The following is a 25,165-nucleotide window of genomic DNA, read 5'->3' as shown; positions in this document are numbered from 1 at the left end:
TTAGCATTATAGGTGGACAATCCCACCTATAATTTTTATTAGTCTATTTTCAACACTATATTAAAACATAGCCTAATAAATAAATGTTAACCGTCCCCTATTTTAATTTTAAATTTCCTGAACTTTGTTCATTCCAGATTCCGAAGCCTTCAGAGTATTTATTTTCAAAAAACATCGGCAATCTTTCTCCAAATCCTTCTGCAAGAATTAATTTATATAATTCATCTTTATCTACCCAAAACATTTTCCCCTCGGAAGTTTGATCTAATAACTTTCCGCTAAATACCTCTGTTTTATAATTAAAGACAAAATATCTTTCACCAGTTTCACTATTATACAAATTAATTACACCACAGGACTCTAAATTAGAAATAGTTAAGCCTGTCTCCTCTTTTATCTCTCTTATAGTAGATTCAACTATACTTTCTCCTTCTTCAATATGTCCACCAGGAAAAGAAACTCCCTTCCATGACTTTACCCGCTCTTGCACTAATACCTTATTATTCTTTCTATCATAAACCATACACATATTTGTTAATTCCACCCTATCACTCATTATGCTCACCTCAATACTACTATTTAATATATATTGATTATATCATTCTATAAAAAAAGAGTGATGCACTATTTAATATAGCATCACTCCATAAACTTACTTTATTATTTTTAATTTATTATTCTTCTAGCTGAGTAATAATGATAGATATCTGTTATCCTAACTACGTCTCCAGTTCTTGGTGCATGAATCATTTGTCCATTTCCTACATATATCCCAACATGTCCACCATTTTCAGTGAAAATTAAATCTCCTGGTTTTAATTCTGATTGAGATACTGGGGTTCCTTGATTAATTTGATCAAAGGTTGTTCTATTTAACTGTATACCCATTTGAGAATATACATATTGAACAAACCCTGAGCAATCAAAACCAGCTGTAGTTGTTCCTCCATAAACATATGGAATGCCTATATACTTTTTAGACTCAGATATTAATTTACTTTCTTTAGATTGGACTACTTCTGCAGTACCGTCATATATAACCCCTAACTTGGATGTATTTCCATCAAACTTCCCAGCAAATACTCTACCAACAGTTCTATCTGCATCATAGCTTTTTGATTCCCATACATTAGAACAAGTAAATGAATCTCCTGTTGGATTCCAGACAAACATTCTTGATGCATTACTTGAATAATCGTACAATGCACCAATCTTATCTTTAGTAGTTGAATTATCATTTGTTGATGTTACTTTATCTGTAATAAGATCCGCATCAAATGTTGTGGATTCCCAACCTTTTGATGTATCAAAGGTTCCTTTTGAATTTTGAGCAAGTACCCACATTTTAGTAGTTCTATTATCATAATCATAAAACATAGCTATCTCATCTTTTGAATCACCACTATAATCACCAGATACTATTCTACCTTTGACTTTTTGTGCATCAAAGGTGGTTGATTCCCATGACTTGTTGGCTTTAAAAGATTTATCTGGATTTTCATCTAAAATCCATACACCAGTAGTTCTATTACCATAATCATAAACTATTCCTATTTCATCTTTTCCTTCTTCATCATAGTTTCCTGACACCATTCCAACAATTTTAGAAGCATCAAATACACCTGATTCCCATTGTTTACTACAATTATAAGATGTATCACTTGTTGCATTCCAAATAAACAAACCTACTTTATTATTTCCATAATCATATAATGCTGCTATTTCATCCTTACCATCACCATCAAAATCACCTGCTACAACTCTACCATCTATTAATTTTGCATCGAAGTCATTTGATTTCCATACACTAGTCCACTTAAATGTATCTCCAGATGAATTTGGATTCCATACATGAAGTCCCGTGTCACCATTTCCGTAATCATAAAATGCTGCTACTTCATCATGTCCATCACCATCAAAATCACCTGTTACTATTTTATCAGTTGTTTTAGTTGGTTGATATGTATTTATAGTGCCACTCCAGCTTGTACTTTTTGAAGTCCCATTTTCCATATTCCAAGTATCAAGTTTAATACTATTATCTCCAGGACTACTATAAGCTTTCACTTCCTTTGGGTTTGCTAACAATGTGCCAAGTGCTACCATTCCGCATACTACTAGAGACATGTACGGCTTGTACGTCTTTTTAAAAAACCTTTTTTTAGCCATTATTATGCCCTCCTGTATTAAGATCATATTAACAAGAATTAATATATGATTTCTTTAAAAGTCTTACGGCTTACCCCTGCTTAATATACAACTTTCGTAATCGTTATCTTATTATAACAGTACTTTACCTATCTACTGTTACGCCCGATACCGTATATTATACTTGACATATTTCTATGTTACAACCGTAATACACTATGAGATTATAGGGTATTATGGCTTAAAATATAAAAGAACGTTTTGTTTACCATATATGGAATCAAAACGTTCAGATTTTTACTTTTCTCACTCTTTAACTAATGCTACAATCAATAAAATTATTATTACAATTAAAGCTATTACTGCCATAAATCTATTATATTTAATGACTTCATCACTTGGTTCAAGGTTATCATTTTTAAACTGCCACTTCTTACCCCATAACGAGCTTTCTCTTGGATAAATTACCATATAAACAAGCAACACTATAACAGGTATAAAAAGCATTATTGTTATAAACTTCAAAGCCTCTCCCCCTAACAAAGTATATTAAATACAATCACAAATTAAGAATATCACCAAATCCAATATTTGTAAAACGAGAAGGAGGAGCCCTAATCTACTGTAAATTATTCTTCTTTCTTTTTCCCCACAGCAGCAAGATATATTACAAATTCCTCATCCCCATCTAACCCTAAAAGACCATCTATCATAGTTTGATCGTAAATACCAATAGCACAAGCTCCTGCATCAATTGATTCGCTTGCTAAATATAGGTTTTGACATACGTGTCCAATGTCTATTAATATTTTTTTATGGGCTGTAATATCAAACTTCCACTCAGAACGATATGGAGTTGTACTCCAAGCAAATATTACTGCTGCCTTTTTCGCAAAGTTAGGTACAAATGGCTGATCTAACGTAATCTCATCGATCTTTTCATCTATACTATCAATTTCAAACATAAATAGAAGTTTATGCTCTGCTGGAATATATCTATATACACCTTTTTGTATACCTTCTACGTTCATAATGAAAAGGTATGTTTCAAATGAATGTGTTGCACCACTACATGGAACTGTTCTTAGTGTAAGTCCTGCCTTATTAATGCTTGTAATCCCTTGTGTAGCCCATAATAAATATGACAATTCCTCAATGCTTACTGATTCTTCTGAATAGAATCTTGTGCTTCTTCTACTTTTTATGCACTCATAGATATTTTCTTTACTTAAAACCTCATGACTTACCTCTGGAAGATTAATAAGCTCTGAACATGAATCATATGCTTTACCTTCATCAGGTTTTGGCATGCCTTTCATCTTATCAGTTTTTATATTCTTAAACTCATTAAAATTTGACTTTAAAAAACTTCTCTGTTTTTCATATCTCCCCATTACTTATCCTCCTTAATGCGTTTAATTAATATAATAAACATATTGACTAAAAACATCTGTAACCTATGTTACTATAATTAATCTACAAACTGAGGAGAGACCAAATTTATAAAACTTCTCTTATCTCTATCCATTATGCTAGTAGTTATATAAAGTCTCTTTTTAGCTCTAGTTATTGCTACATAAAAAGTTCTTTTTTCTTCATCTATATTGTTATTTTTTATTGCCATATAAGACGGAAAAGTATTGTCTTGAACTCCTGCTATAAATACCGTTTCATACTCTAATCCTTTTGCCTGATGTACTGTTATTATTGGTATTCTTGCTTTCTTGGTTCTATTAACAATCAATCCTTCTAGTTCTCCATTTGAAAGAGACGTTAGTTTTATGATATCAATTAATGAATCTCTATTACTCTTTTCTTTATCATCTAATTCTCTTAATAGCACATAGAAGTCTTTCATTCTCTCTATTTTCTCTTTACCAGCATCCCCTGGGTATAAAGTTTTTAAATTAAAGTCATTTACGATTTTACCTACTATATCATATGGCCTTATATATTCAGCATCACTAAACAATTTATTTATCTTTTGTGAGATATTAGAAAATGACTTTATATGTTTATTGATTAATGAAACCCTCTCTATAGATGTAGGAATTATATCAGTTTCTATTGCTCTAACTAAAAGGTCTTTTATTGCTAAAATATCATCCATTGCATCATGACTTGGTATATGCTTAGTTTTAAATATTTTGCTTAAAGTTTCTAATTTGTGATTTATAGTATTAGGATAAAATCTCCTATAAATATCTAATGTATCATAAAAGGTCTTAAATCCTGGTTTACCAAGTGAAAGTCTTGTAAGCTCACTAGTTAATATATTTATATCATACTGAACATTATGGCCTACAATGACAGTCCCTTCCGAAAACTTAATAAATTCCTTTAAAACTTCGCCTCTGTCCCCACCATTTTCTCTTAAAAATTCATCACTAAAGCCATGTACATGCTCTGAATCTTTAACCGACTTATTATTTTTAAGAAATCTTTCAAATACATCTATTACTTCCCCTGATTTATCTATCTTAATTGCAGCTATTTGTATTATTTCATCTTCTGTTACATCTACTCCAGTGCTTTCTACATCAAAGACAACTATATTGTCATTATTAAACTCTTCTATAAGCAAGGAATACTTCTCTCCGTATTTTAGTACATCCTCATCTACAAAATCTGTTAAGGATATCCCTACTTTCTTATATTCCTCTGATTCTATAATTTCAAAGGTTTTATCTCCAACACCAGTAGGAAGTCTTTTTAATAATCTTTTCAAGCTAACTGAATCATATCTATTTCCCACAAGCTTTAAGAAAGCTATAATGTCTTTTATTTCTTGTCTTCTAAAGAACTTAAATTGGTCTACTAATATAAATTCAAAATTCAAAGCTTCATATTGTGTTAAAGTCCTTAAATACTGGCTTAAATTTATGTTATAACGATTATCTCTTGTAAGAATGCAAGCCTTGCTTAAATCAATATTTCTTTTTTCTAATTCTTTTACTTCTTTTAATATGAATTTTGCTTCTTCCCTAATATTTGAATTAGGTTTTATAATTATCTTTTCTCCCTCTTCTTGAGATTTTGCCTTAATACCTTCCTTATATAAATCTTTCATCTCAATTGGAAATGCATTTCGCAAAAATTTTAGCGAAGCTTCTGTGAGATTTTTACTTGCTCTATAGTTCACTGAAAATGCTATTTCTAAAGGATCATATTTTTCTCTAAATCTTTTAAATATCTTGCTTGGCTCCGAGCCTCTCCATTTATAAATAGTCTGAAATACATCTCCGCAAATTAAAACATTATTTCCTTCAAATAACTTTTCAATAATGGAATATTCTAACAGGCTTGTATCTTGAACTTCATCTATATTTATATATTTATATTTATTTCTAAGAGCCTCTACAACTTCCTCACTATTAAATAACTCCTTTGTCTTAGCTATCAAATCAATAAAATCAAGTCCATGATTATTATAAAGTAAAGAATTATATGAATTAACTAGAATATGGCCTTTATCTATTAAAAAATCCATTAACTTACTGTTAAGTTCTCCTCTTTCAGTACATATCTCCTCTAATTTTTCTTTACTTTCTTTTATTAAATATTCTACTGCCTCTTTATAATCTTTCTGAAGATCATCACTAAAGATTTCTCTATTAACCCTCACTAATTTAACTATCTCAATAAATCTCTGCAACTGATATATAGAAAAATCAAAATAGTTACAACTCTTAATTATCTCCTTACAATCATCTTCATCAAAGATAATAAAATCAGAAAATATATCAGTTTTCTTTTTAACTTCCATTTTTAAAATGTCAAAACAAAAGCTATGAAAGGTTTTTACTGTAATATTTTTAGCCTCTGTCCCCACTATTTTTTCAATTCTTTCCTTCATTTCCTTTGAGGCCTTGTTGGTAAATGTAATACATAATATATCTGATGCTTTAGCTTTTCCTTTTGATATTATATCTGCTATTCTTTTTGATAAAGCATCTGTTTTTCCGGTCCCTGCTGACGCAAGTAACATTATGTTTCTTTCTTGCTCATTTATAAGTAAATTTTGCTCGTAATTTAAATCCATAGCATTTCACCACCAATACATAACATATATCAATAATACCAATAATACTGATTAAAGTAAAAAAATTGGATATCTCATTTTAACTTTTGAGATATCCAATCTTATTTTTATATTGTATTATAGATTGTTTTAGTTAGTTGTGGAGCATGCTCAAACTGGCATTCTTCCCCATTATATAAAACCTTAACTCCCTGAACCCACTCTCCAGAATAATCTTTCTGAAGAATATTATTTACTATTCTCTTAGCATTAATTAGAGCTTGTTGATCACCTTGAAACTGTTGGTACCAACTACTACTATCTTGTACGCTTTTGGTTTCTTTAAGATTTATAACTGCAATAACTTTATTATTTTCCTTTTTAGTTGAAACTTCATATGATTTTCCATTAAACCACTTATCCATAACTTCTTTAGTTACAGCTTTCACCTTATCATCTAAAGAAGCCTCTTTTTTTACTGTTGTATTAGTTTCATCCTTCTTATCTTCTTGATTGATGTTAGCATCTTGAATCTTAATCTTCTCACTTTGATTATCAGTTGACTTAGACTCATCAGTGGTTTTATCTGAAGTATTATTTTCTGTATCATTATTTTGACTTGATTCTACTTGTTTATTATCTGTTTTAGTTGCATCATCCTTTTTATTATTACATGCTACTAAAAATAAGGTAGATACAATTAAAATTGCAATTATATTTAAAAATCTTTTCACTACTATACCTCCAAAACATTTAATTTCCTAATGTTTGTTGTACTGCATCTCCAATTACTTCTCCGATTTTTGCTTGATTATCTGCATTAGCTGATCTTCTAGCTTCATCTAAATTAGATAAGAATCCACATTCAACTAATAAAGAAGGCATAATTGTATTCTTTGTTACAAATAAATTATGATCATGTGCATATCTATTAGTATATCCCATTTTAGAAGATAAATCATTTACTACCTTAGTTGCTAAATTTCTACTTACTATAGCTGCATCACTTGGAGTTGTATCAATATCTACTCCTGAATACCATCCATTAGGATCATCTCCTGTTACAACTCCACTAGTCTCTATATTAGGCCTATATGTACTATAGTGTGAACTTACACCTGTTGTTGATGAATTAGATGATACATCGTGATGTATACTGATAAATAAATCTGCTTTTAATCCATTAGCTAAGTCCACTCTACTTTGTAATGATTGACTTAAGCTTGTTGCTACTGGTCTTTCCCATCCTTGTCTAGTTAGAACCACTTTGTTACCTCTAGCTTCTAAGCTAGCTTTAACTTTTAATGCTACTTGCATATTTAAGTCAGTTTCTGCATATCCATTTCCTACTGCACCATAATCTGCACCGTAATCATGTCCTGGATCTACTACGATCAATTTACCAAAGTAGTTATTTATATTACTTTGTATTGCACCTGTTCCTCCAAGAACGAATATGCCTAAACTTGATTTTGAATCTAAATAATCTCTAACGTCTTTTTCCATAGACTTGTCCTGAGCTAATAGAATAGGCGTTTGAGTTTTTGCTGCTAAAACACCTCCAGCTAAAGCATCCGGGAAGTCCTCTCCAGTTGCTAACATTATTTTACTATTACTATTAAAACTACTTTCGAATGTTTTAACAATATTTAATGCTGTCAAATATCGATTAGCTCCTGATAACCTTTGAACAGTCATTCCATCACTTGTAAGTTGATTTTCAACATTTTGAGATATTACTCCTGTTCCTCCACTTATTATAACATTAGTTATACCATTACTTTTTAACCAAGCTCTTGTATTTGCTTCTAATGAATTTGCTTGAGTATATAATATTGGTATATGTTTCATCGCTGCATATGGAGATATTGAAAGTGTATCTGGATAATTATCATAAATTGCAATTACTGCTGTATGTGATGAATTACTAGCTTTAACTTGATCTGCTATTTTTAAAGATGTTTCAAATCTATCTGCACCGCCAAGTCTTGTTACTGTATATCCTGAACTAGATAAACCATTTTTTACACTATCAGAAATTACTCCATTACTACCCAATATGTAAATATTACTTGCATTCAAACGTTTAATTTCATCCATTGTACTAGTTGGAATAGAAGTTTTATCCGTTAATAAAATTGGTGCATCCTTTAAAAGTGCTAAAGGAACTCCACTTAGTGCGTCGGGAAAATCATAAGCATATGCTAGTATAACATTTTGAGAGCTTGTCCAACCTGCCTTGCTTACCTCTACTGCTGTTTCGATTCTTGTACTACCACTATATCTTGTTTGACTTGTTATTGTAGCTGCTGATGCGTTTATACTATTAATATTTATAATAGTAAGCGTAAGAACACTTGCTAGTACTAATCTAATAGCATTCTTTAGTTTAATTCTCATAGTATCCCCCTTTTAAAAACTAATTTCAGTTTCAATTATATATAAAAATTTGCCATTTCTCAACAAGCATATATTTACATTTACAAATTTTACACTTCTTTTACTGGTTTGTAATCGCATTGTAACATTATTTCTTATTATTTCCCAAAAAAGGTCTTTATTCCTACCAATATTATAAAAATCCCAAATATTTTCTTCATAACATCAACTGGAAGTACAGCTGCTAGTTGTGCACCGTATTTTGCAGCTATTAACATAGTTACACATATAATGATTCCAGAATATACATCAACATTTCCTTTTTTATAATACTCTAAAAATGCAAATATCCCTACAGGTGGTAGCATAGCTACTAAAGAAGTTCCTTGTGCTTTCAATTGAGGAAAATGTCTAAAGAAAATTAATGCAGGGATAATAATTATACCTCCACCTATTCCAAATAATCCACTTAAAACACCTGCTGCAATTCCAATTAAAATATCAATTATTATACTAGTTATCATAAAATTTCCTCCTAAACTATTAATAAAATAATGCTAATTAATTTTTCTAATTTTATGAATTATTATTGCTATTAATTGAGTTATTATTCCTATAAAGCATACCCCATACCAACCAAAATGTGCATAACTTAATGATCCTAAATAGGATCCTAGTGAACCTCCTATAAAATACGAAACCATAAAAACAGTATTTATTCTATTTCGAGCCTCTTCACTTAAAGCATGAACTCTTGCTTGGTTTGAAATCTGACAAGACTGAACTCCAAGATCTAATAAAATAACTCCAATAATTAATCCCCAAAGTTTAAATCCTAATGCTGTAAAACATATATACGCACTAGTAACAATTATCATACCTATTCCAATAGTGAACCTTGGGCTCTTTTTATCCGCTACTTTCCCTACAATAGGAGCTGCTAGTGCTCCTGTAACTCCTACTAAGCCAAATAGACCTGCTACCTCTGAACCCATGTTATAATAAGGACTTTCAAGCAAAAATGATAGAGTTGTCCAAAACGCGCTAAAAGCTGCAAACATCATTGCTCCATTAATTGAAGCTTCTCTTAATACAGGTTCTGTTTTTATGAGATTGCGCATTGATTTAAATAATTCTCCATATTTCATTTTCGAAATTGGTTCACTTCTAGGCAAAATATTTCTTAATGCTAATGCTAAAATTAACATCATAATTGCTGCAATAAGGTATACAATTCTCCATCCAAAATATTTTCCAACAATTCCACTAAAGGTACGTGATAACAATATCCCAATTAACAAACCACTCATTACTGACCCTATTATTTTTCCTCTTTCCTTGGGATTTGCTAGCTGAGCTGCTAATGGTACAATTAATTGTGGTACTACTGAAGTAAACCCAATTGCAAAAGCTGCTACTGCTACTACTGCAATATTATGAGAGAGGAACATTAGAACAAGTGACATTGCAGCGAAAATTAACATTGTTACAATTAAAGTTCTTTTTTCTCTTATATCTGCTAAAGGTAATAAAAATAACATTCCTAATGCATACCCCACTTGCGTAAGCATTGCAACAAAACCTATACTTCCCTGAGTAACATTAAAAAATCTTGCTATCTCTGCAAGTAGTGGTTGAATATAATATAGATTAGCTACTGTAATTCCACATGTTGCTGCCATTACTACTATTAAAAAACGACTTAATTTAAAGCCATTTTGTATCTGCTTTTCTTGCTCCATTAACATTTAACAACCTTCCTTCGTAAAAATCACTATCTTAATTATACCATTAAACATTTATCATACCCTTTGTATTTCCTGTTAAGTTTATAAATGACAAAGGCCTGTCCGTATTCTGACAAGCCTCAGTTATTAAACAATCGTATCTATCTTTTTATAAACTATCTCTTCCTCTTTTTGAACTTCCTTATTGGTTTCTACAGTGGAATTTATATTATCCTCTTTCTTATCTTTATTTTCCATATGTACTTTACTAAGTTTTTTGTCTAGGGCCTTATCTTTCTTATCTATCTCATTAAGTTCTGCTTCTTTCCTTTCAGTTGCAGCGCCTCTTCCCGCATCTAATTTTATTTCTATCTTCAGTACTCTTTCTTTTCCATTAAAATCTCTTTTTGTCTTATTAATTATTTGTTCTTTAGAGTATGTGGAATTTAATTGAAATAAATCACTTTCACCATAAATGCTACTCGAACTACTTTTACTAGTGCTTGTATTTTTATTCTGACTTTCTTTATTTGATTTCAAATTATCTTTTAATCTTTCACTTTGTACAGATTGTATTTCAGTATCAATCTGCTCTATTTGATTCTCAAGCATCTTACGTCTTTCTCTTTTAGTACTCTCATCAATTTTGCAATCATTTAAATTTTTTAACTGCTCTTGTAGTTTCATCTTCTGTTTTTCTAATATATCAATTTCATTGTTATCTTTAGTATATGAAGTTGTTGCACTTGTACTAGAACTAATCGCTGTAATATTCATGATTATCCTCCTTAGCTAAAACTTTTATATAATTATACAACATTTAACGTATATATTACAAATTTCTCCAAGCGCTTACTATTATAACTTTATAAAATGTTTCTCTAAAGCTTTTGCAACACCATCTTCATCATTGGTAAAAGTAACTTCATCTGCATGTTCTTTAACCATGATAGGTGCATTACCCATAGCAATCCCAAGTGCCGCGTATTCTATCATATCTATATCATTGTAGTTATCCCCTATTGCAATAACCTGCCCTCTTTCAATATTACATTCTTTGCATAGAAATTCTATGGCTGATGTTTTAGATACCTCTTTCGCCATAATTTCTAAGTAAGTTGGTTTTGATGGATATACATTTATATCCTCCTTGCTAGTTAAATTAATCTCTTTATATAGTAACTGAATATCTTCCGGTTCACCCATACATAAAATCTTATTTGCTCCAGAATTTTGGTTTTCTAATTGTTTAATTAATTTATTGAAATCTATTATTTCAGGAGAGATATTGGTAATCTCACTTTCATTTATTGCCCATTTATCAAGGTTTTCTATATACCATTCATCATCCTTATATATGCTTAAACTCACCTTAAAATCTTTTGAAGTATCATATATCTTTTTAATCACCATGGAATCCATAACTTTATTAGCTAATACATTTGAATGTTTGTCCATTATTAATGCTCCACTATAACAAATAAGAGGCTCAGAAATATTAAGTTCATTTTGCAGTGGAATTATTCCTTTTGGCATTCTTGCTGATACTAAAACTGTACGAATCTTCTTTTCATTAGCAACTATATCAATTATATCTTTTGTTTTTTCAGTAATCTTATGATTTGAATTTATTAATGTCCCATCTATATCTAAACACACCATTTTATATTTACACATTCAAACGCCCCCGGAACGCAAATAATTTAAATAACTATTACTTCAATATTCTTCGATTCAATTATTTCTAAAAAGCTTTTAGGAGGAGTCTTATCGGTGATTATAATATCTATTTTATCTAAAGCTACTCCCATGTGATAACTGCTAAACATGAATTTCTCGTATTCTGCAAGAACTATAACTTTTGAAGAATGTTTTACCACCTCGCTTTTTATATATGCATCTTCTTCATCCGTATAATATATACCATTTTCCATTATAGCCGCTGCACCTAAGAACACTGCATCAAAAAACATATTCTTAAAATAGCTTATTGAATCTGGCCCATAGAAAAATCTATTATCTCTATTAAGAAAACCTCCAGTAGAATAAACTTTTACATTTTCCTTTTCTGAAAGAACTTCAATATTATCTAGAGAATGCGTAACAACTGTAACTTCTTCATTTAAATATTCTGATAAAAAACTTATTGTTGTTGATACATCAAAAAAATAGTGTTCTTTATAATGAATAAATGACAATGCTCTTTTTGCTATATTTTTCTTATCTTCAGAATAAGATTTAAGTCTTTCTTTATAAACTTTAATCGTATTTCTTATGGCTGGTATCGCTATTCCTCCATGTGTTCTTATGGCAGTTCCTTGCTCAATAAGCTTTATAATATCACGGCGTGCTGTATCTCTCGATACATTCAATGTTTCACAAATATCATGTACTGACATTTTACTATGTTCATTTAAATATTCTAATATCTTTAATAATCTTTCTTCTTGAAACATATAGTATCACCTCTAATTCCATTTTAAGTATTTATAAGTATTTTATCAATACTTTTAAGTAAATTGTAGCAAATAAAAAAGAGCCTAAGCTCTATCTTTATTTAATGGTTTCATTATATTTGTTCAAAAGCGAATTCAACATTCTACTAACACTAATAACTTCAAAATTAATTAAATTTTCCTGTTTCTGTTTAATGGTATTTTCTAATTGTTCTCTTAATGTTTCAATATCTTTTAATAAATCCTCAGCTTCCGACATAAAAAACACCTCCATTACTATTATTTCCAACAGAGATATTTTCTATAAGTCCTTGGGCTAATTTTCCACTATTTTTTATGATCTATTTATATAAAAACATAAACCTAAATTAAACAGATGTACAAAGGTAATGATGCAAAACGCAACTATTAAAAAATTAAGAACCTTATTAGAGAGTAGAATTTCTTTTTCGTTTGAACCTCTTAGCCTATAGTACCAATAAAAAATAACTAATCCAACTCCCCCAATTTTTATAACGAATGCTTGAGGAATATTATATATAATTTTACTCATTACCAAATTTACTTCACTAAAATATTCTCCATTTGTAAAAAGTACAATCCAAGTAAAAAAAAGATCTATAATATTTAAAATAAATAAAAAAATAAATTTCCTCTTAATATGGCTTATTCCCTTATACCTATTTATTATCTCCATCATATCTCCTCTTACTTAAATTCTTACCACAATAAAATATATTAAACATTTAATTAATTATTTACTCAAACTATAATTTTTACCATAAAATATTAATTATTTGAATTTTTCTACGATAAATAAATTATGTTGTTATTAAAGAGATAGTTATTATATCCTAATTAATTTTTAAAAGGAGGGGTTTATGTGCAATTAGAGGCAGCAATAATTAATAATAGCGAATTAACTTTTGCACTAATTCCTGTTGATTATTCTATTGTAATGGATTCAACCACAGCAAAAAATATCCAAGCATCTTATGCTAAATATTTTCCTGGATTGCCTATAATTTTGATGTCTGCCAATGATCTTACTATTCCTACATACTTCGGTAGAAAAGATATTTTGAGATATCTTACTGATTTAAATCCTAGCTCAATATCCTTTGAAATATTTAATTTTGATTATTAAAAATTTTACATATTTAATCGGAAATTGAACAATTTATTTAATTATTACATAATTGTTTTTTATTTCACGCAAAAACACCACATTCAATGTAGTGTTTTTTTTCTTAAATAATTGTCTTATACTTCCTAAGTATTTATAGAATTTGGTTTTATGATTCACGGTATATTACTCAATTTTATGGTTAACATATACTTGTACTATAAATATGAAGGAGTGATTGTAATGGACGAAAAAAATAAGAAAGCTTTAGAAGGTTATTTAGAAAAAAAGGTAGATGCTGAAATTGGGGAAGAAATCTCTGGATTAAGAGAACAACTTGGAGCAATGGAAAGCACATTAAATCAGTTAAAGCAAACAACTATGAATTCTTCTATAGGTTCATCTATTAGCTCACAAAATAGTGGTTCACAAATGCAATCTAATCAACAAGGAAAACAAGTTGTGAATAACTTACAACAGCAAATAAAAGACTTTAAAAATCAAGCTCAACAGCAGCAACAACAAACTCAACAACAACTACAGAGCTCTATAATTCATGCAATAAATGATTTAAATCAAGCAAACCAATACTTACAATCAAATCAGACTTTAGTACAAATGAATCAACTTATAGAACAAACTCAGCTACAACTTGATCAAATGAGTCAAAATACTCAACAAATAGGTCAACAAAGTATGCAGCAAGGGAATCAACAAAGCAGCCAACATGGAAATCAACAAGGCATGCAACAAAATAGTTTTGGGTTAAGTGGTTCATCTTCTCATTCTAGATTCTAGATAAATAATATATATTAAAAATCGTGTTTATATGGTAAAACTTATGAACACGATTCTTTTTTATTAAAACCGCTTATGTAAATTTCTTTTAAAATTTTATATAATTTAACTATGAATATAATTAAGGAGGTATGAGATTATGCCAGTAATACAAATTGATGGACCTAAGATTACAAAGGAACAAAAAGAACAACTTGTAAAAGAATTTGTTACCTCTGCAAGTAAAATTCTTAACATTCCAGAGCAAGCTTTTGTTACAGTAATTAAAGAGAATGATTATGACAATATTGGTAATGGTACAAACTTATTATCAAACCTTCATAAGTAGATTTTAAAATGCTAGGTATATTCCTAGCATTTTAATTATTGAGCTTTTTCTTATAATAATTATTTAATTTCATAATTGGAGTTGCAAATTCCATTAAATCTATCTGACTTTCAGTGGAGAATATTTTGTCTATTAGCTTGTCAAAAAAATTGTTGTCTAATAATTTAATAGATGAATCCAGCTTATCATCTGTTAGATTTTGTAGGTATCTCCTTAACTCTAGTGAATTATTATAATTATCAAATAGAGGCCTAACAAGCTTTTCATACTTATCTATCCCACAAATATCATATGCAGAATAAACTCCAGTTAATATCGCAGTAAATTGACCAAACCCTAACCCCGGAGAGATTGCTCCAAAACAATTTCCAACAAAATATGTATTATCTATTTTGGGTGAGTTACATATTCCCATCATGTACCTAGTAAATTGAAATTCATCAGTTATCCTAGGCTTTTGATTTATATCCTTGCATATTAAACTATAAAAACTTTCAAAAACATGATTTAAATCTAGCTTAATATTATTAGGAGTACACGGGTATGCAATTACAATATTCGCTTCTCTTTCGCTATATGGAATAAGCCACCCATATCCCATAGGGACTACCTCATAATTAAACCATACTTCTGGAACATCTCTGTTAAATTCTCCTTCTACTGATACCCCTTTCATTTTACAAGTTAAATCGCATCTATAATTCCCCAAATCACATGAATATTCACCATCTCCTGTAGCTAATACTACATAATCATATTTTTTACATAAATCTTCATAACTATAGATTGAATTGTAATTTATTTCTGTTTTGACCTGCTTTGCTAATTGAGATTCATATGAGTTTTCATGTCTTCCCCTAATATTTAAATATCCTATTTTGCCTTCAATACTTCCTACTTCATTTTTTGAATGTATTACTATTTTATTAGTTTCAGTAATTGGCTTTAAGTGGATATCAAATTCTTTTGATATGTACTCTATGCTATCTTTAATCGGTCTATTTAGTATACTAAACATTGCTTCTCCATTAACAAATCTGTCTCCTACCTTGCTTCTTTTTTCAAAGATATGCGGTTCTATGCCATGTTTTTCTAAAGTCAATGCACAGGATAAACCCGATATGCCTGCTCCCATTATTGCAACTTCCATAAAATCATCTCCTTTTGATAGTTTGTATAATTTCATATTCCCTATACATAAAAAATCATCAAGTAAAAAAAGCTCCTCTATTTGCTTTGAGGAGTTTTTGCTTTTAATATCAATAAAATCTACTTTTTAATAAATCCAAATATACTAGTTGTTATTCCAACTAAAACTATCACCAAGCCTACTAAGCTATATATAAATCCATCACTTGATGACATTCCTCCGCCAACTAATGCTATTAATGCTACTCCAATAATAGAAATCTCAATTCCTAATAACATTAGTTTTATTGAGTTGATATTTTCCGTAAACCTGATTAATATAGCTATAGTTATAAGTATAGGAATAAGTAAAAGTAAAAATAACATACAAATTTCTCTCTTTCTTTGTAATTAATTCTTAATCTTCTAGTTAATTTAAGTATTCTTAAATCTCAATAAACTTTTATAGTCCATGTAAACGTCTATGTATTCCCATAATTATATGATATATAATAGGAAAGAAAATCATAACGAATATACTTTCAAAAAACATATCCAAATTCAATGTAGCTATGGATACTATTAGGCTTACTATAATAAACACCAAATATCCATTCATTGCTACCCTAGCATAAAATAGAAAAAACTTATTTTTCCCCTTAAACTTTTCTATCCAAAATAAATCATTTAGATATTTCATTAGTTTTCCTATCATATCAACTACCTCTCCTTTGGCAATAGTGTTTATGCTATAATCCTCCAGCTGATAAAAGGTATATTTATTAATTTCTTCTAGTGAAAATATATCATTTGTAATAATAATACCTCCTTTTATTTTAAAAATATGCTCTTCCTATTTAAATCTGGTTCTTTGTATTTAACTGTAATTAAAAGTTCTTCTACTGCTGAAATCAATGCAATTATTAAAACAATCCATACTAAAATGGAACTTTTGATAAATATAAGCATTATAGGCATAAGGAAAATAGTTAATCCCGATAACTTATTTCCAATTGTATGAATAAATACAAACTCTTTGTATTTAATTTTAGTAACCATCAAATTTAATACGCGAGTAGATATTATAACCATAAGCATTATCATATGCTTATACTTAATAATTGAGGAGTACTCTATTAAAAAAATTATTACAAATATTAAATAAAAAATGAAATCAGCATATGAATCTAATTTTGCTCCTAAATCACTTTCTAATCCATATTTTCTAGCAATAAATCCATCTAACACATCTGTTATACCAATAAATATATACAGAGTTACAAATATATATTTGTAAGGTATAAGTGCTAATAAAGAAATTGATAATACAATCCTCATGATTGATAATATATTAGGAATGTTTCTATCCATAATTTCCATCCTATTTTCTCATTTCATATGTCCATATTATACCATATAATAATAATTCAAATAAAAAAGTACTCAATCTTTTATTGAGTACTATTTTTATAAATCACTGCTATTTCTCCACTTCCTACAATGGAAATAGTATCTCCATTCCGAATTGTTCCTAAATTTATAACCTCATTTACTGTGTCAAATTCTTTAAAAAATCTTATATCCCCTTCGTGATCAAGAATTGAAACACTTGTGCGATTATTAGGGGTAACAAGTGTCGCTGTTGCTTTATAGTCTTGAAGCTCTGCAATACTATATACGCCTTGCTTATATGTATTCGATATTGGGTCACTAGTTTCAGTTGCTTTTGAAACTGTTGCTAAAGAACAAATTAATAATAAAGAAAGATATATAACTTTTTTAATTTTCATGGTAGACACCTCATCCTATTATTTTAAAGCTATATGTAATTTGATACCGAATCACGTAATTTCGTTTCTTCTTATATCATGCCTAGAAAGTATAATTAATATTAAAAGAATAATTATAAATCTTCTTATTTTCATCATATTCACCTCACTTTATTAATTTTCTTCATGAGGGATAAAAATATGCATGCCATTCTAAGTAAAGATAAAAAGCATTTAGAACATCCCTAAATGCTTTTTCTAATTTACCAATTTAAAATTAGTAACTCTAATAAAACTTTACTTTTGATACATTTACTTTAGTCCCTTCTCTTTTTACAGTAAATGTTGATAATACTTTTCCATTCTTTTTAAGGATATAAGCCATTGTATTTGCTCCTGCTTGTCTTTCTTGTTTAATCTGATATCCTCCTTGTAATAACTTACCCAAAAAATTCTCCATATTATCAGAATCTATATTTCTTGTATCAAAGCCTTCATGTTCAAGCATTTTCTTGAAATTATCATTAATTGCCTTAAACATATCTGGATCCATTTCTCTCATTCTGAACCTCCTAACATATATAATACTTCAAATTGAATTACTTTCTATAATACCCATTATATTCAAATACCTTCTAAATTTCTCCTTTTATGTCGAAAAAACAAAAAATAAAAAACAGCTAGAATATATAAAATTACTAGCTGTTTTTAAAGGGGGAAATTTATAAAAAAACTTATCTTATTATTATAATAAATGATTTATATTTCATTTGTGTGTCAATTTTATGTGCTTATTATGTGATTAAAACCACTTATCCTTTTTAATAAAGAATAACATACCAATAAATATTGTTGGAATGAATATCATCCCAAATACTATCCAAAAGGCCAATTCATAATTGTGCATAGGAATTCCTTGCACATTCATTGAAAACAATCCGCTTACTAGTGTCATTGGCAATATAGCAACTTGAATTATAGTAAAGGTACGCATTAACCCATTCATTGTGTGATTAGTCAATGAAGCGAAAGTATTATCTGCTGATTCTATTACTTCTTTATAATTCTCAAGCATATCCCATATCTTTTCTATTTTATCTGTTATATCATCAAAGTATATATCCATATCCTTTGGTAGATATTTCTGAATAACCTTTTCCAGTGTTAAAATAACTGGTCTTAATGGTTTTATTACGCTTCTATAGTTAATGATTTGCATCTTCGTTCTTGATATAACTTCAAGCATATCTTTAGATCGATTAGTAAATACTTGCCTGTTTATCTCATTAACAATATTACCAATTTTATCTAGCATAGGGAAACAATAATCAAACAGTGTTTTTATTATCTCATACAATAATAGTGCAGACCCTTTTCCCATATACTCACTTTGTGAAATTTCACTTGATTCGCATTTTTGTGCTAGCTCTACTAACGGCTTAAGTTCTCCTTCATGAAGTGTAACTAAATAATCATGTCCTATAAAAATATCTATTTCTTCAAAATCAAGTCTAAAATATTCTTTTTTATATCTAGGAAGATGAAGCACGATAAAACTGTAATCTTCATAGGAATCTACTTTAGGTCTTTGATGTTCAGTCATGCAATCCTCTAATAAAAGATCATGAAAGTCATACATCTCCTTAAGCATATTAATTTCATTGTTAGTAGGCTTTATGATATCTATCCATTTAAGTCCACCAAATTCTACTATCTTCACCTCTGTATTTATGCTCTTAATGTTAATTGATTGCTGTTTTTTATCATTTTTGAATGGTAGTGTAAACATAGTAAGCATCCTCCTTTTCTTAATGGAGGATATTAAGCTAACTATACAGAGTGTATAATATCCCCCACCTTTTTAGTTTTAACTCAAATATCGTGTCATTATTAGGTTCGGGACTATCTTCCACTCTACTCACCGCCTCTCAAAGCTTTTATTATATATCAACTTTTAGATTATAATAGTATTTATACAAACAAACAAGTTAACATAGATTAAACATATTAACAATTTGGTCACATAAAATATATTAATTTATGATAAATTTGTTATGTCTATATTTACCTTAAGATTTTAGATTTATACAAGTTTAAATTATCCTTGATTTATAGCTATAATATAATGCTTTAAATGTTATATTTGCTACTATCTCAAAAAATATAATTAAAAAAATGTACAAAAATACCGTATCATTCATTGATGAAAAATACGGTATTCATATTAATTTTTATATATAATTTTTTTCATACAAACGCTCTCTGGCATACCTATATATGGATCATAATTCTCAGTTATTGTATATCCACTTCTTTTATATAAATTAATTGCTTCAATATGTTTTCTTCCTGTTTCTAAAATAGCATATTTATACCCTTGAGTTTTTGCTATTTCCTCTAAGCTACTAACCAACAATTTTGATAATCCTTGTCCTCTAAAACTTTTTAATACAAATATTCTCTTAAGCTCTACAGTTTCAGTATTGTATTCCTTAAAAGCACCGCAGGCAACAGGCTTTTTATCAACATATATAATTACAACATCATTTATATTAAGAACCTTATTATGTTTATCATATTGATCTTGTATTTCTCCATTTCTTTCCCTAAGATCCTTATCCAATTCATTTATAAGCATAATGAAATCACTATTTTTATTATCAGCCTTTATAATTTCTATACTCATTTTACCCTCCTTTATACTTGGTTATCTCTAGCAGTATTAATAACCTTGATAGCATATAATAATTATATGGCATAATGCAGAAAACCACCACGCTTTAACGTGGTGGTTTTTATTTCTAACTAGTTTAATAATTTATTTTTGATATAACCTTATATAGGTCTGCAAAATTTAAAATTTTCCACTTTCCATCTGACTGCTTCTTAACTTCGTATTTTCCTTCCAATACCCTCATGTGTAATGGATCATCATGATTTTGTACTTCATAAGTTTCTCTTGTAGTAACAATACAGGTATCAGAGTCTTTAAATTCTTTGTTTATTATTTCAAGTGAGAGCAATTGTTCCTGTATATCATTCATGATATATGGTTTAACCTCTTTTTCAACGCCTCCACCAGGAACTAAATAGCTTTCTATATAAGAATAATCATGATTGTTAATTGCCTTAATATAATTTCTTAAATAATTTCCAATCAATCCTGATATTTCATCAGTGTTGTTTAGATCTGATTGAGTTGAAATAAGCATTCTTGGAGTAAATGTGTAACTTGTTCCTCCACCTTCTTTACGGGTTTGAACATCTATTTTTAATGTTCTTTCATCAATCATATTATTTTTTTCCTGAGATTCGTATTCAATAAGATACATTTCCTTGTTCTGTTTATAAATTTTCTGATATAGATCTGACATATCTGATATATTGTTTATTTGCTTATATAACCCATTCGTACTCTTCGCTATATTCTCTAAATTTGAAGTGTCGAGTCCAGAACCTATACCTATGATAAATATTGGCACATTATATCTCTTTGCTACCTGAATTACTTCATCAGGTGTAACTTTACTGAAGTTATCTTGTCCATCAGTAAATGCTACTACGCATTTTGCACCATTCTGTACGGCAGTATTATTAACTGCTGCAAAAAGAGCATCATACAGTGCTGTAAGATTTTCAGTTTTAAGATTAGCTATTTGATTTTTTAAAAGCTCTTTTTTGTCTGTAAATGATGCACATGTCCGAACCCCATTGGAAAAGGCTGTTAACTCAACTTCATCCTTTATATCAAATTGAACTTGATCCAAAAAATTAGTCATTATTACTTGAGCTTTCTGTAATGGAGCACCAGTCATACTATCGCTTACATCTGCTACTATATTAATATTTAAACTCTCCTGTTGATTTAATTGTGTTACTTTTTGAATTGTCTGCTTTATGAATTCATTCTTATCCGCATTTTTTTCTGAAATGTAGAAAAAACGAGGATCTAAATTATTAGGTACTTCTTTTGTATTTTTATCTTCTATTGATAAATATACCTTTATTTTTGGATAACTATTAAAATCAATTTGATTAACGACTACATTATAATTATCATGATTAGTATTTATTGTTATAAGTAGGTTATTCCAATCAGTTAATACCTTTTTAGCACTAATAAATTTGTTTTCTTTCTTATAGGCTGTAACATTATCCTCATAACCTTTTATTTTTTCAAGTTCATCGGGGTATGCCCTAGAAGTATCTTTTGCTTTTGTTTCTTTAAGCATATTATCTATTATATTATTATTGTCCTTCTCTAATTTAGTTATAAAATTCTTAGTATCGGCTAATAATTCTTTTATTTTTTGATTGTTTTGTTCCTTTTTTTCAGTGGCTACTCTACTCTTTAGAGTATCATATTCTGACTTATTGTTATCTAATATATATTCATCACAAGAAGCCAATGTAGTCTCAACTTCATTAAGCATAGATTTTGTATTCTTAAATATATTCGTTATAATAAATACACCCAGTAAGATTATTGCAAAAGCAGAGACTGCTATTATTAATTTCTTTTTGGGCAACTTTTTTTGTTTGTTTAACATGCTGTTATTTTTATTAATTTGAGACGCAGAAGTAACTTCTAATTCATCACTATTTTTAAATTCATTTATATTATCTTCACTATTAATTTCATTATCGCTGTTATCATTGTTATCATTGTTATCATTGTTATCAATATCGTAATATTTCTCTTCTTTTTGACCTTCAGACATTGTTAAATCTTCAGCATTTATAGTATTTTCTTCATATTTATCAACATACTCACTAACAATTTCCGTTTCATTTGGTCCTACAGGCTCTCCACAATTCGTGCAAAACTTTGCATTCGATTTCATTTCTTTTCCACATTTCACACAATACAAAAAAATCCCCCCTATATTTTTAAATAGCTTATATATTAATTTTTTCAGGATTTATTGTTTAAGTGCACTTAATGTGGAATTTCACTCTTTAACTTTTTCAAAAAATAAAATTTATTAGCAAGTCCTCCCACTAATACAATAAAAGGTGTTGCCGTAAAAGAAAGTAAATTAGATACCAATCCGTAACTTTCACTTTTTAAACTTGAATTTACTATCATTATCACTATAATAAATCCTGCAGATAATAAACTAACTGTTATCATTGCACGATTCCCCCAAAGCAAACTACTCTTAAAATCCTTAATAAGCTTGTAACAGTATACGCATAATAGTAAAGAACCCAAAATAGCACCTACAAAAAAGAGAAAAGCAAAAAAATTAAAAGCGGATACAAAACTATTATGACTATCAAAATTTTTAAATTGGTTTGCTAAACTAAATATTCTATATAATGAAAAACTATTACTTTGTATACCTAAAAATGATGCTTTTACCCAGCCGCCAAACATTAAAAATACCATTACCACAGAAGATACAAGAGTAATATAAAAATCTATACTTTTATCTTTTGAAAGATTAATCGAATCTAATACCGATTTAGTAACTTGAGTTACATTTGGTATATTTGAAGATTGATTTTGTATTGCTCCAGCCTCATTTTTTGTACCACACTCAGGACAAAATTTGTCATTCTCTAAAATTTCTTTACCACAATTTCTACAATACATTATATTCCCCCTTTTAATTTAGAACAGCTAAAAATAGTATATTTCCACTATTTGTAATTTGTTACAATAAAATTACAACTTCCAAAATATATTTCAGAGTTAGTTTTTTGGGTGTGTTTTTTATATACTATAATTTAGTTTACTGTATTGCCTTAGGTTCATTAATGGTACAAAAAAACTAACATCGTGTTATTGATTACGATGTTAGCCTGAATTTTATATTAAATATTTACTACTGTACTTAGGAATATATTACTCCACCCTTGTCACCATTACAAAATACATTAACATAATATATGAGTCAATAATATTTGCTAGTTTATTACATATGGGTCTTGTAAAGTTCCACTGCCTGATTTAAAACTATTCTCTTTCAAGTTTAGAGCTGGAAGAACACCACCTCTCCCATACCCTTCAAATGAATTTCTAGGTCTAACTTCACTAACAACGTTTGTTGATGAACTACTGGTGTCTGGTCCAAATATTGCCCATACCTGAACTGCACTTTTTTCAAAAGGTGTACGCGTCCAAAAATAGTTGTCACCATAGTCAATATTTTCATTTCTTTCAAGTATTATCGCTTGAGGTGTATTTTTAATTTTACTATGAGGAGGAATAAATTCATTAGCTTCTTCCTTAGATAACAAATATACCATATCACTTACACCATCATGATTAACAATTGTTATTGAGTTTCTCTCAGCTTGTGTAAAATTAGTGAGAAACCCAGGCTCATCATCATACCAATAACCAATTACTGCTTTTTCTGTTGGCGGCTGTGTAGTATATTTCACCTTGTTATCTAGGCTATTGAGCCATTCTCTTATATTAGAATTTTCCCACTTATTGCTACCTTGGCCCTGCACTTCTATTGAAGTAAGCTTATAATTTCCACTTTCAGCGGCATCATAAGCTTTCAAGCAAATCATTTGTTCAGCTACTAACATTAAACCATTGCTATTATCTACGCATTTCCAAACTATTGGTTGTCCCCTATAGGTTCCAAACTTTACATAACTGCCTATTAGAATTGTATCCTCTTGGGGATTTGCTGCCCCTTCTGTTGGTTCTTCAGAAACTAAATTCGCATTGTCTTCATCCATTATTTGCTCGAAATTACTTAAAAAATATTCACCACCAATATTTTTTATGGTTAAGTTTAATATAATTTTCCCATCAGAAGAGTTTGCACTTACATATCCTTCTTTTTCATGAAGTTCAAAGGTAAAATTATCGATGTTATAGCTCTTAAAGTTAGGTGCAATAATACTTACAAAACTATCTGGTGTGGCAGAAGTACCTTCTATCTTATCCAAATACTCCAGTGTCTTGCCATCAGCATTGATTAAGGCATTTACAAACATTTTTGCACAACCGACTATAGTATCGTTTCCTTTCACTTCATTTACATCTGTTGATACACTAGTTGATTTTTGTAAGTTTGTATCTTGTGTAGTATTTAAAGTATCTACGTCACTTTTATCAGTATTATCCTTTCCGCAAGATAATAGAAATACCGATGAAAGCACAAGGATAAGAAATAGTGAGAATGTTTTTTTTAATTTCATAAGAACCCCCTTGCTAAATTAATGCACTATTTTTTATTAACAAGCAGTTGTCCGTATATATAACACCTCTATTTTAATACTTTACTCAGTATGAATATTACTAATTACCAGTTATTAG

The 25,165-nt window shown here is 29.2% G+C and carries 28 protein-coding genes; 3 read left to right on the top strand and 25 right to left on the bottom strand.

The window, feature by feature from the left end; all coding sequences use genetic code 11:
• Positions 1 to 97: 97 nt before the first annotated feature.
• From L1S47_RS09395 to L1S47_RS20745, 14 genes are all read right to left on the bottom strand, one after another.
• On the bottom strand, positions 98 to 556 hold the full coding sequence (locus tag L1S47_RS09395) for an 8-oxo-dGTP diphosphatase (RefSeq protein ID WP_238883319.1): 459 nt from the start codon (positions 554 to 556) through the stop codon (positions 98 to 100).
• A 110-nt stretch (positions 557 to 666) separates the two neighbouring features.
• Positions 667 to 2,169 carry an NlpC/P60 family protein gene (locus L1S47_RS09390; RefSeq protein WP_238883318.1) on the bottom strand — a complete coding sequence of 501 codons (1,503 nt, stop codon included), beginning with the start codon at positions 2,167 to 2,169 and terminating at the stop codon, positions 667 to 669.
• Positions 2,170 to 2,454: 285 nt separating this feature from the next.
• Complete coding sequence (locus L1S47_RS09385) at positions 2,455 to 2,673, bottom strand: histidine kinase (RefSeq protein WP_238883317.1); 219 nt, start codon at positions 2,671 to 2,673, stop codon at positions 2,455 to 2,457.
• 104 nt (positions 2,674 to 2,777) lie between these two features.
• Positions 2,778 to 3,542: a SagB/ThcOx family dehydrogenase gene (locus tag L1S47_RS09380; RefSeq protein ID WP_238883316.1), complete on the bottom strand. Its 765-nt coding sequence runs from the start codon at positions 3,540 to 3,542 to the stop codon at positions 2,778 to 2,780.
• A gap of 77 nt (positions 3,543 to 3,619) precedes the next feature.
• Entirely contained in the window at positions 3,620 to 6,190 is a 2,571-nt protein-coding gene (locus tag L1S47_RS09375; RefSeq protein ID WP_238883315.1) for a 3'-5' exonuclease, read from the bottom strand.
• A 107-nt stretch (positions 6,191 to 6,297) separates the two neighbouring features.
• Positions 6,298 to 6,903, bottom strand: a complete 606-nt coding sequence (locus L1S47_RS09370) for a hypothetical protein (protein ID WP_238883314.1) — start codon at positions 6,901 to 6,903, stop codon at positions 6,298 to 6,300.
• Between the two features lie 19 nt (positions 6,904 to 6,922).
• Positions 6,923 to 8,569, bottom strand: a complete 1,647-nt coding sequence (locus L1S47_RS09365; RefSeq protein WP_238883313.1) for a cell wall-binding repeat-containing protein — start codon at positions 8,567 to 8,569, stop codon at positions 6,923 to 6,925.
• 137 nt (positions 8,570 to 8,706) lie between these two features.
• Positions 8,707 to 9,072: a sulfite exporter TauE/SafE family protein gene (locus L1S47_RS09360; protein WP_275297808.1), complete on the bottom strand. Its 366-nt coding sequence runs from the start codon at positions 9,070 to 9,072 to the stop codon at positions 8,707 to 8,709.
• Positions 9,073 to 9,105: 33 nt separating this feature from the next.
• Positions 9,106 to 10,290, bottom strand: coding sequence for an MFS transporter (locus tag L1S47_RS09355; protein ID WP_238883331.1), 1,185 nt, complete (start codon positions 10,288 to 10,290; stop codon positions 9,106 to 9,108).
• A gap of 132 nt (positions 10,291 to 10,422) precedes the next feature.
• Positions 10,423 to 11,052, bottom strand: a complete 630-nt coding sequence (locus tag L1S47_RS09350) for a FlxA-like family protein (RefSeq protein ID WP_238883312.1) — start codon at positions 11,050 to 11,052, stop codon at positions 10,423 to 10,425.
• 81 nt (positions 11,053 to 11,133) lie between these two features.
• Complete coding sequence (locus L1S47_RS09345; protein ID WP_238883311.1) at positions 11,134 to 11,952, bottom strand: Cof-type HAD-IIB family hydrolase; 819 nt, start codon at positions 11,950 to 11,952, stop codon at positions 11,134 to 11,136.
• A gap of 26 nt (positions 11,953 to 11,978) precedes the next feature.
• Positions 11,979 to 12,731, bottom strand: a complete 753-nt coding sequence (locus tag L1S47_RS09340) for a DeoR/GlpR family DNA-binding transcription regulator (RefSeq protein ID WP_238883310.1) — start codon at positions 12,729 to 12,731, stop codon at positions 11,979 to 11,981.
• 97 nt (positions 12,732 to 12,828) lie between these two features.
• Positions 12,829 to 12,990 (bottom strand): aspartyl-phosphate phosphatase Spo0E family protein, encoded by a 162-nt coding sequence (locus L1S47_RS09335; protein WP_202768437.1) that lies wholly within the window; start codon positions 12,988 to 12,990, stop codon positions 12,829 to 12,831.
• Positions 12,991 to 13,065: 75 nt separating this feature from the next.
• Entirely contained in the window at positions 13,066 to 13,428 is a 363-nt protein-coding gene (locus tag L1S47_RS20745) for a DUF5658 family protein (protein WP_373689052.1), read from the bottom strand.
• 186 nt (positions 13,429 to 13,614) lie between these two features.
• On the opposite strand from L1S47_RS20745, the gene L1S47_RS09330 reads away from it, so the two are divergent.
• From L1S47_RS09330 to dmpI, 3 genes are all read left to right on the top strand, one after another.
• Positions 13,615 to 13,878 (top strand): hypothetical protein, encoded by a 264-nt coding sequence (locus L1S47_RS09330; protein ID WP_238883309.1) that lies wholly within the window; start codon positions 13,615 to 13,617, stop codon positions 13,876 to 13,878.
• A gap of 222 nt (positions 13,879 to 14,100) precedes the next feature.
• Positions 14,101 to 14,655, top strand: a complete 555-nt coding sequence (locus L1S47_RS09325; protein ID WP_238883308.1) for a hypothetical protein — start codon at positions 14,101 to 14,103, stop codon at positions 14,653 to 14,655.
• Between the two features lie 139 nt (positions 14,656 to 14,794).
• Positions 14,795 to 14,983 (top strand): 4-oxalocrotonate tautomerase DmpI, encoded by a 189-nt coding sequence (gene dmpI / locus L1S47_RS09320; protein WP_238883307.1) that lies wholly within the window; start codon positions 14,795 to 14,797, stop codon positions 14,981 to 14,983.
• Positions 14,984 to 15,014: 31 nt separating this feature from the next.
• Here the strand turns inward: dmpI and L1S47_RS09315 are convergent, their stop codons facing one another.
• The 11 genes from L1S47_RS09315 to L1S47_RS09265 form a co-directional block, all read right to left on the bottom strand.
• Positions 15,015 to 16,133, bottom strand: coding sequence for an NAD(P)/FAD-dependent oxidoreductase (locus tag L1S47_RS09315; protein WP_238883330.1), 1,119 nt, complete (start codon positions 16,131 to 16,133; stop codon positions 15,015 to 15,017).
• A 119-nt stretch (positions 16,134 to 16,252) separates the two neighbouring features.
• Complete coding sequence (locus L1S47_RS09310; RefSeq protein WP_238883306.1) at positions 16,253 to 16,498, bottom strand: hypothetical protein; 246 nt, start codon at positions 16,496 to 16,498, stop codon at positions 16,253 to 16,255.
• A gap of 76 nt (positions 16,499 to 16,574) precedes the next feature.
• Positions 16,575 to 16,826: a hypothetical protein gene (locus L1S47_RS09305; protein ID WP_238883305.1), complete on the bottom strand. Its 252-nt coding sequence runs from the start codon at positions 16,824 to 16,826 to the stop codon at positions 16,575 to 16,577.
• A gap of 116 nt (positions 16,827 to 16,942) precedes the next feature.
• Complete coding sequence (locus L1S47_RS09300) at positions 16,943 to 17,482, bottom strand: CDP-alcohol phosphatidyltransferase family protein (RefSeq protein ID WP_238883304.1); 540 nt, start codon at positions 17,480 to 17,482, stop codon at positions 16,943 to 16,945.
• A gap of 80 nt (positions 17,483 to 17,562) precedes the next feature.
• On the bottom strand, positions 17,563 to 17,901 hold the full coding sequence (locus L1S47_RS09295; protein WP_238883303.1) for a hypothetical protein: 339 nt from the start codon (positions 17,899 to 17,901) through the stop codon (positions 17,563 to 17,565).
• A 265-nt stretch (positions 17,902 to 18,166) separates the two neighbouring features.
• Positions 18,167 to 18,442 carry a hypothetical protein gene (locus L1S47_RS09290; RefSeq protein WP_238883302.1) on the bottom strand — a complete coding sequence of 92 codons (276 nt, stop codon included), beginning with the start codon at positions 18,440 to 18,442 and terminating at the stop codon, positions 18,167 to 18,169.
• 240 nt (positions 18,443 to 18,682) lie between these two features.
• A complete protein-coding gene (locus tag L1S47_RS09285) occupies positions 18,683 to 19,669 on the bottom strand; it encodes a magnesium transporter CorA family protein (RefSeq protein WP_238883301.1) in 987 nt (328 codons plus the stop codon).
• 435 nt (positions 19,670 to 20,104) lie between these two features.
• A complete protein-coding gene (locus L1S47_RS09280) occupies positions 20,105 to 20,566 on the bottom strand; it encodes a GNAT family N-acetyltransferase (protein WP_238883300.1) in 462 nt (153 codons plus the stop codon).
• 124 nt (positions 20,567 to 20,690) lie between these two features.
• Positions 20,691 to 22,742, bottom strand: a complete 2,052-nt coding sequence (locus tag L1S47_RS09275) for a VWA domain-containing protein (RefSeq protein WP_238883329.1) — start codon at positions 22,740 to 22,742, stop codon at positions 20,691 to 20,693.
• Positions 22,743 to 22,819: 77 nt separating this feature from the next.
• A complete protein-coding gene (locus tag L1S47_RS09270) occupies positions 22,820 to 23,479 on the bottom strand; it encodes a zinc ribbon domain-containing protein (protein ID WP_238883299.1) in 660 nt (219 codons plus the stop codon).
• A 314-nt stretch (positions 23,480 to 23,793) separates the two neighbouring features.
• Positions 23,794 to 25,047 carry a DUF6273 domain-containing protein gene (locus L1S47_RS09265; RefSeq protein WP_238883298.1) on the bottom strand — a complete coding sequence of 418 codons (1,254 nt, stop codon included), beginning with the start codon at positions 25,045 to 25,047 and terminating at the stop codon, positions 23,794 to 23,796.
• Positions 25,048 to 25,165 lie beyond the last annotated feature (118 nt).

Source organism: Clostridium sp. YIM B02551 (genome assembly GCF_022324735.1).
Taxonomy (GTDB): Bacteria; Bacillota; Clostridia; order Clostridiales; family Clostridiaceae; genus Clostridium_T; species Clostridium_T paridis.
Note: the sequence above shows the minus strand (reverse complement) of the source record. Positions and strands in the feature narration are given on the sequence as shown.

Bases quoted from the DNA above. Each gene is read 5' to 3' on its own strand.
- L1S47_RS09395 (WP_238883319.1), bottom strand. From the start codon at position 556: ATGAGTGATAGGGTGGAATTAACAAATATGTGTATGGTTTATGATAGA.
- L1S47_RS09390 (WP_238883318.1), bottom strand. From the start codon at position 2,169: ATGGCTAAAAAAAGGTTTTTTAAAAAGACGTACAAGCCGTACATGTCT.
- L1S47_RS09380 (WP_238883316.1), bottom strand. From the start codon at position 3,542: ATGGGGAGATATGAAAAACAGAGAAGTTTTTTAAAGTCAAATTTTAAT.
- L1S47_RS09375 (WP_238883315.1), bottom strand. From the start codon at position 6,190: ATGGATTTAAATTACGAGCAAAATTTACTTATAAATGAGCAAGAAAGA.
- L1S47_RS09365 (WP_238883313.1), bottom strand. From the start codon at position 8,569: ATGAGAATTAAACTAAAGAATGCTATTAGATTAGTACTAGCAAGTGTT.
- L1S47_RS09360 (WP_275297808.1), bottom strand. From the start codon at position 9,072: ATGATAACTAGTATAATAATTGATATTTTAATTGGAATTGCAGCAGGT.
- L1S47_RS09355 (WP_238883331.1), bottom strand. From the start codon at position 10,290: ATGGAGCAAGAAAAGCAGATACAAAATGGCTTTAAATTAAGTCGTTTT.
- L1S47_RS09350 (WP_238883312.1), bottom strand. From the start codon at position 11,052: ATGAATATTACAGCGATTAGTTCTAGTACAAGTGCAACAACTTCATAT.
- L1S47_RS09345 (WP_238883311.1), bottom strand. From the start codon at position 11,952: ATGTGTAAATATAAAATGGTGTGTTTAGATATAGATGGGACATTAATA.
- L1S47_RS09340 (WP_238883310.1), bottom strand. From the start codon at position 12,731: ATGTTTCAAGAAGAAAGATTATTAAAGATATTAGAATATTTAAATGAA.
- L1S47_RS09335 (WP_202768437.1), bottom strand. From the start codon at position 12,990: ATGTCGGAAGCTGAGGATTTATTAAAAGATATTGAAACATTAAGAGAA.
- L1S47_RS20745 (WP_373689052.1), bottom strand. From the start codon at position 13,428: ATGGAGATAATAAATAGGTATAAGGGAATAAGCCATATTAAGAGGAAA.
- L1S47_RS09325 (WP_238883308.1), top strand. From the start codon at position 14,101: ATGGACGAAAAAAATAAGAAAGCTTTAGAAGGTTATTTAGAAAAAAAG.
- dmpI (WP_238883307.1), top strand. From the start codon at position 14,795: ATGCCAGTAATACAAATTGATGGACCTAAGATTACAAAGGAACAAAAA.
- L1S47_RS09315 (WP_238883330.1), bottom strand. From the start codon at position 16,133: ATGGAAGTTGCAATAATGGGAGCAGGCATATCGGGTTTATCCTGTGCA.
- L1S47_RS09310 (WP_238883306.1), bottom strand. From the start codon at position 16,498: ATGTTATTTTTACTTTTACTTATTCCTATACTTATAACTATAGCTATA.
- L1S47_RS09305 (WP_238883305.1), bottom strand. From the start codon at position 16,826: ATGATAGGAAAACTAATGAAATATCTAAATGATTTATTTTGGATAGAA.
- L1S47_RS09300 (WP_238883304.1), bottom strand. From the start codon at position 17,482: ATGGATAGAAACATTCCTAATATATTATCAATCATGAGGATTGTATTA.
- L1S47_RS09295 (WP_238883303.1), bottom strand. From the start codon at position 17,901: ATGAAAATTAAAAAAGTTATATATCTTTCTTTATTATTAATTTGTTCT.
- L1S47_RS09290 (WP_238883302.1), bottom strand. From the start codon at position 18,442: ATGAGAGAAATGGATCCAGATATGTTTAAGGCAATTAATGATAATTTC.
- L1S47_RS09285 (WP_238883301.1), bottom strand. From the start codon at position 19,669: ATGTTTACACTACCATTCAAAAATGATAAAAAACAGCAATCAATTAAC.
- L1S47_RS09280 (WP_238883300.1), bottom strand. From the start codon at position 20,566: ATGAGTATAGAAATTATAAAGGCTGATAATAAAAATAGTGATTTCATT.
- L1S47_RS09270 (WP_238883299.1), bottom strand. From the start codon at position 23,479: ATGTATTGTAGAAATTGTGGTAAAGAAATTTTAGAGAATGACAAATTT.
- L1S47_RS09265 (WP_238883298.1), bottom strand. From the start codon at position 25,047: ATGAAATTAAAAAAAACATTCTCACTATTTCTTATCCTTGTGCTTTCA.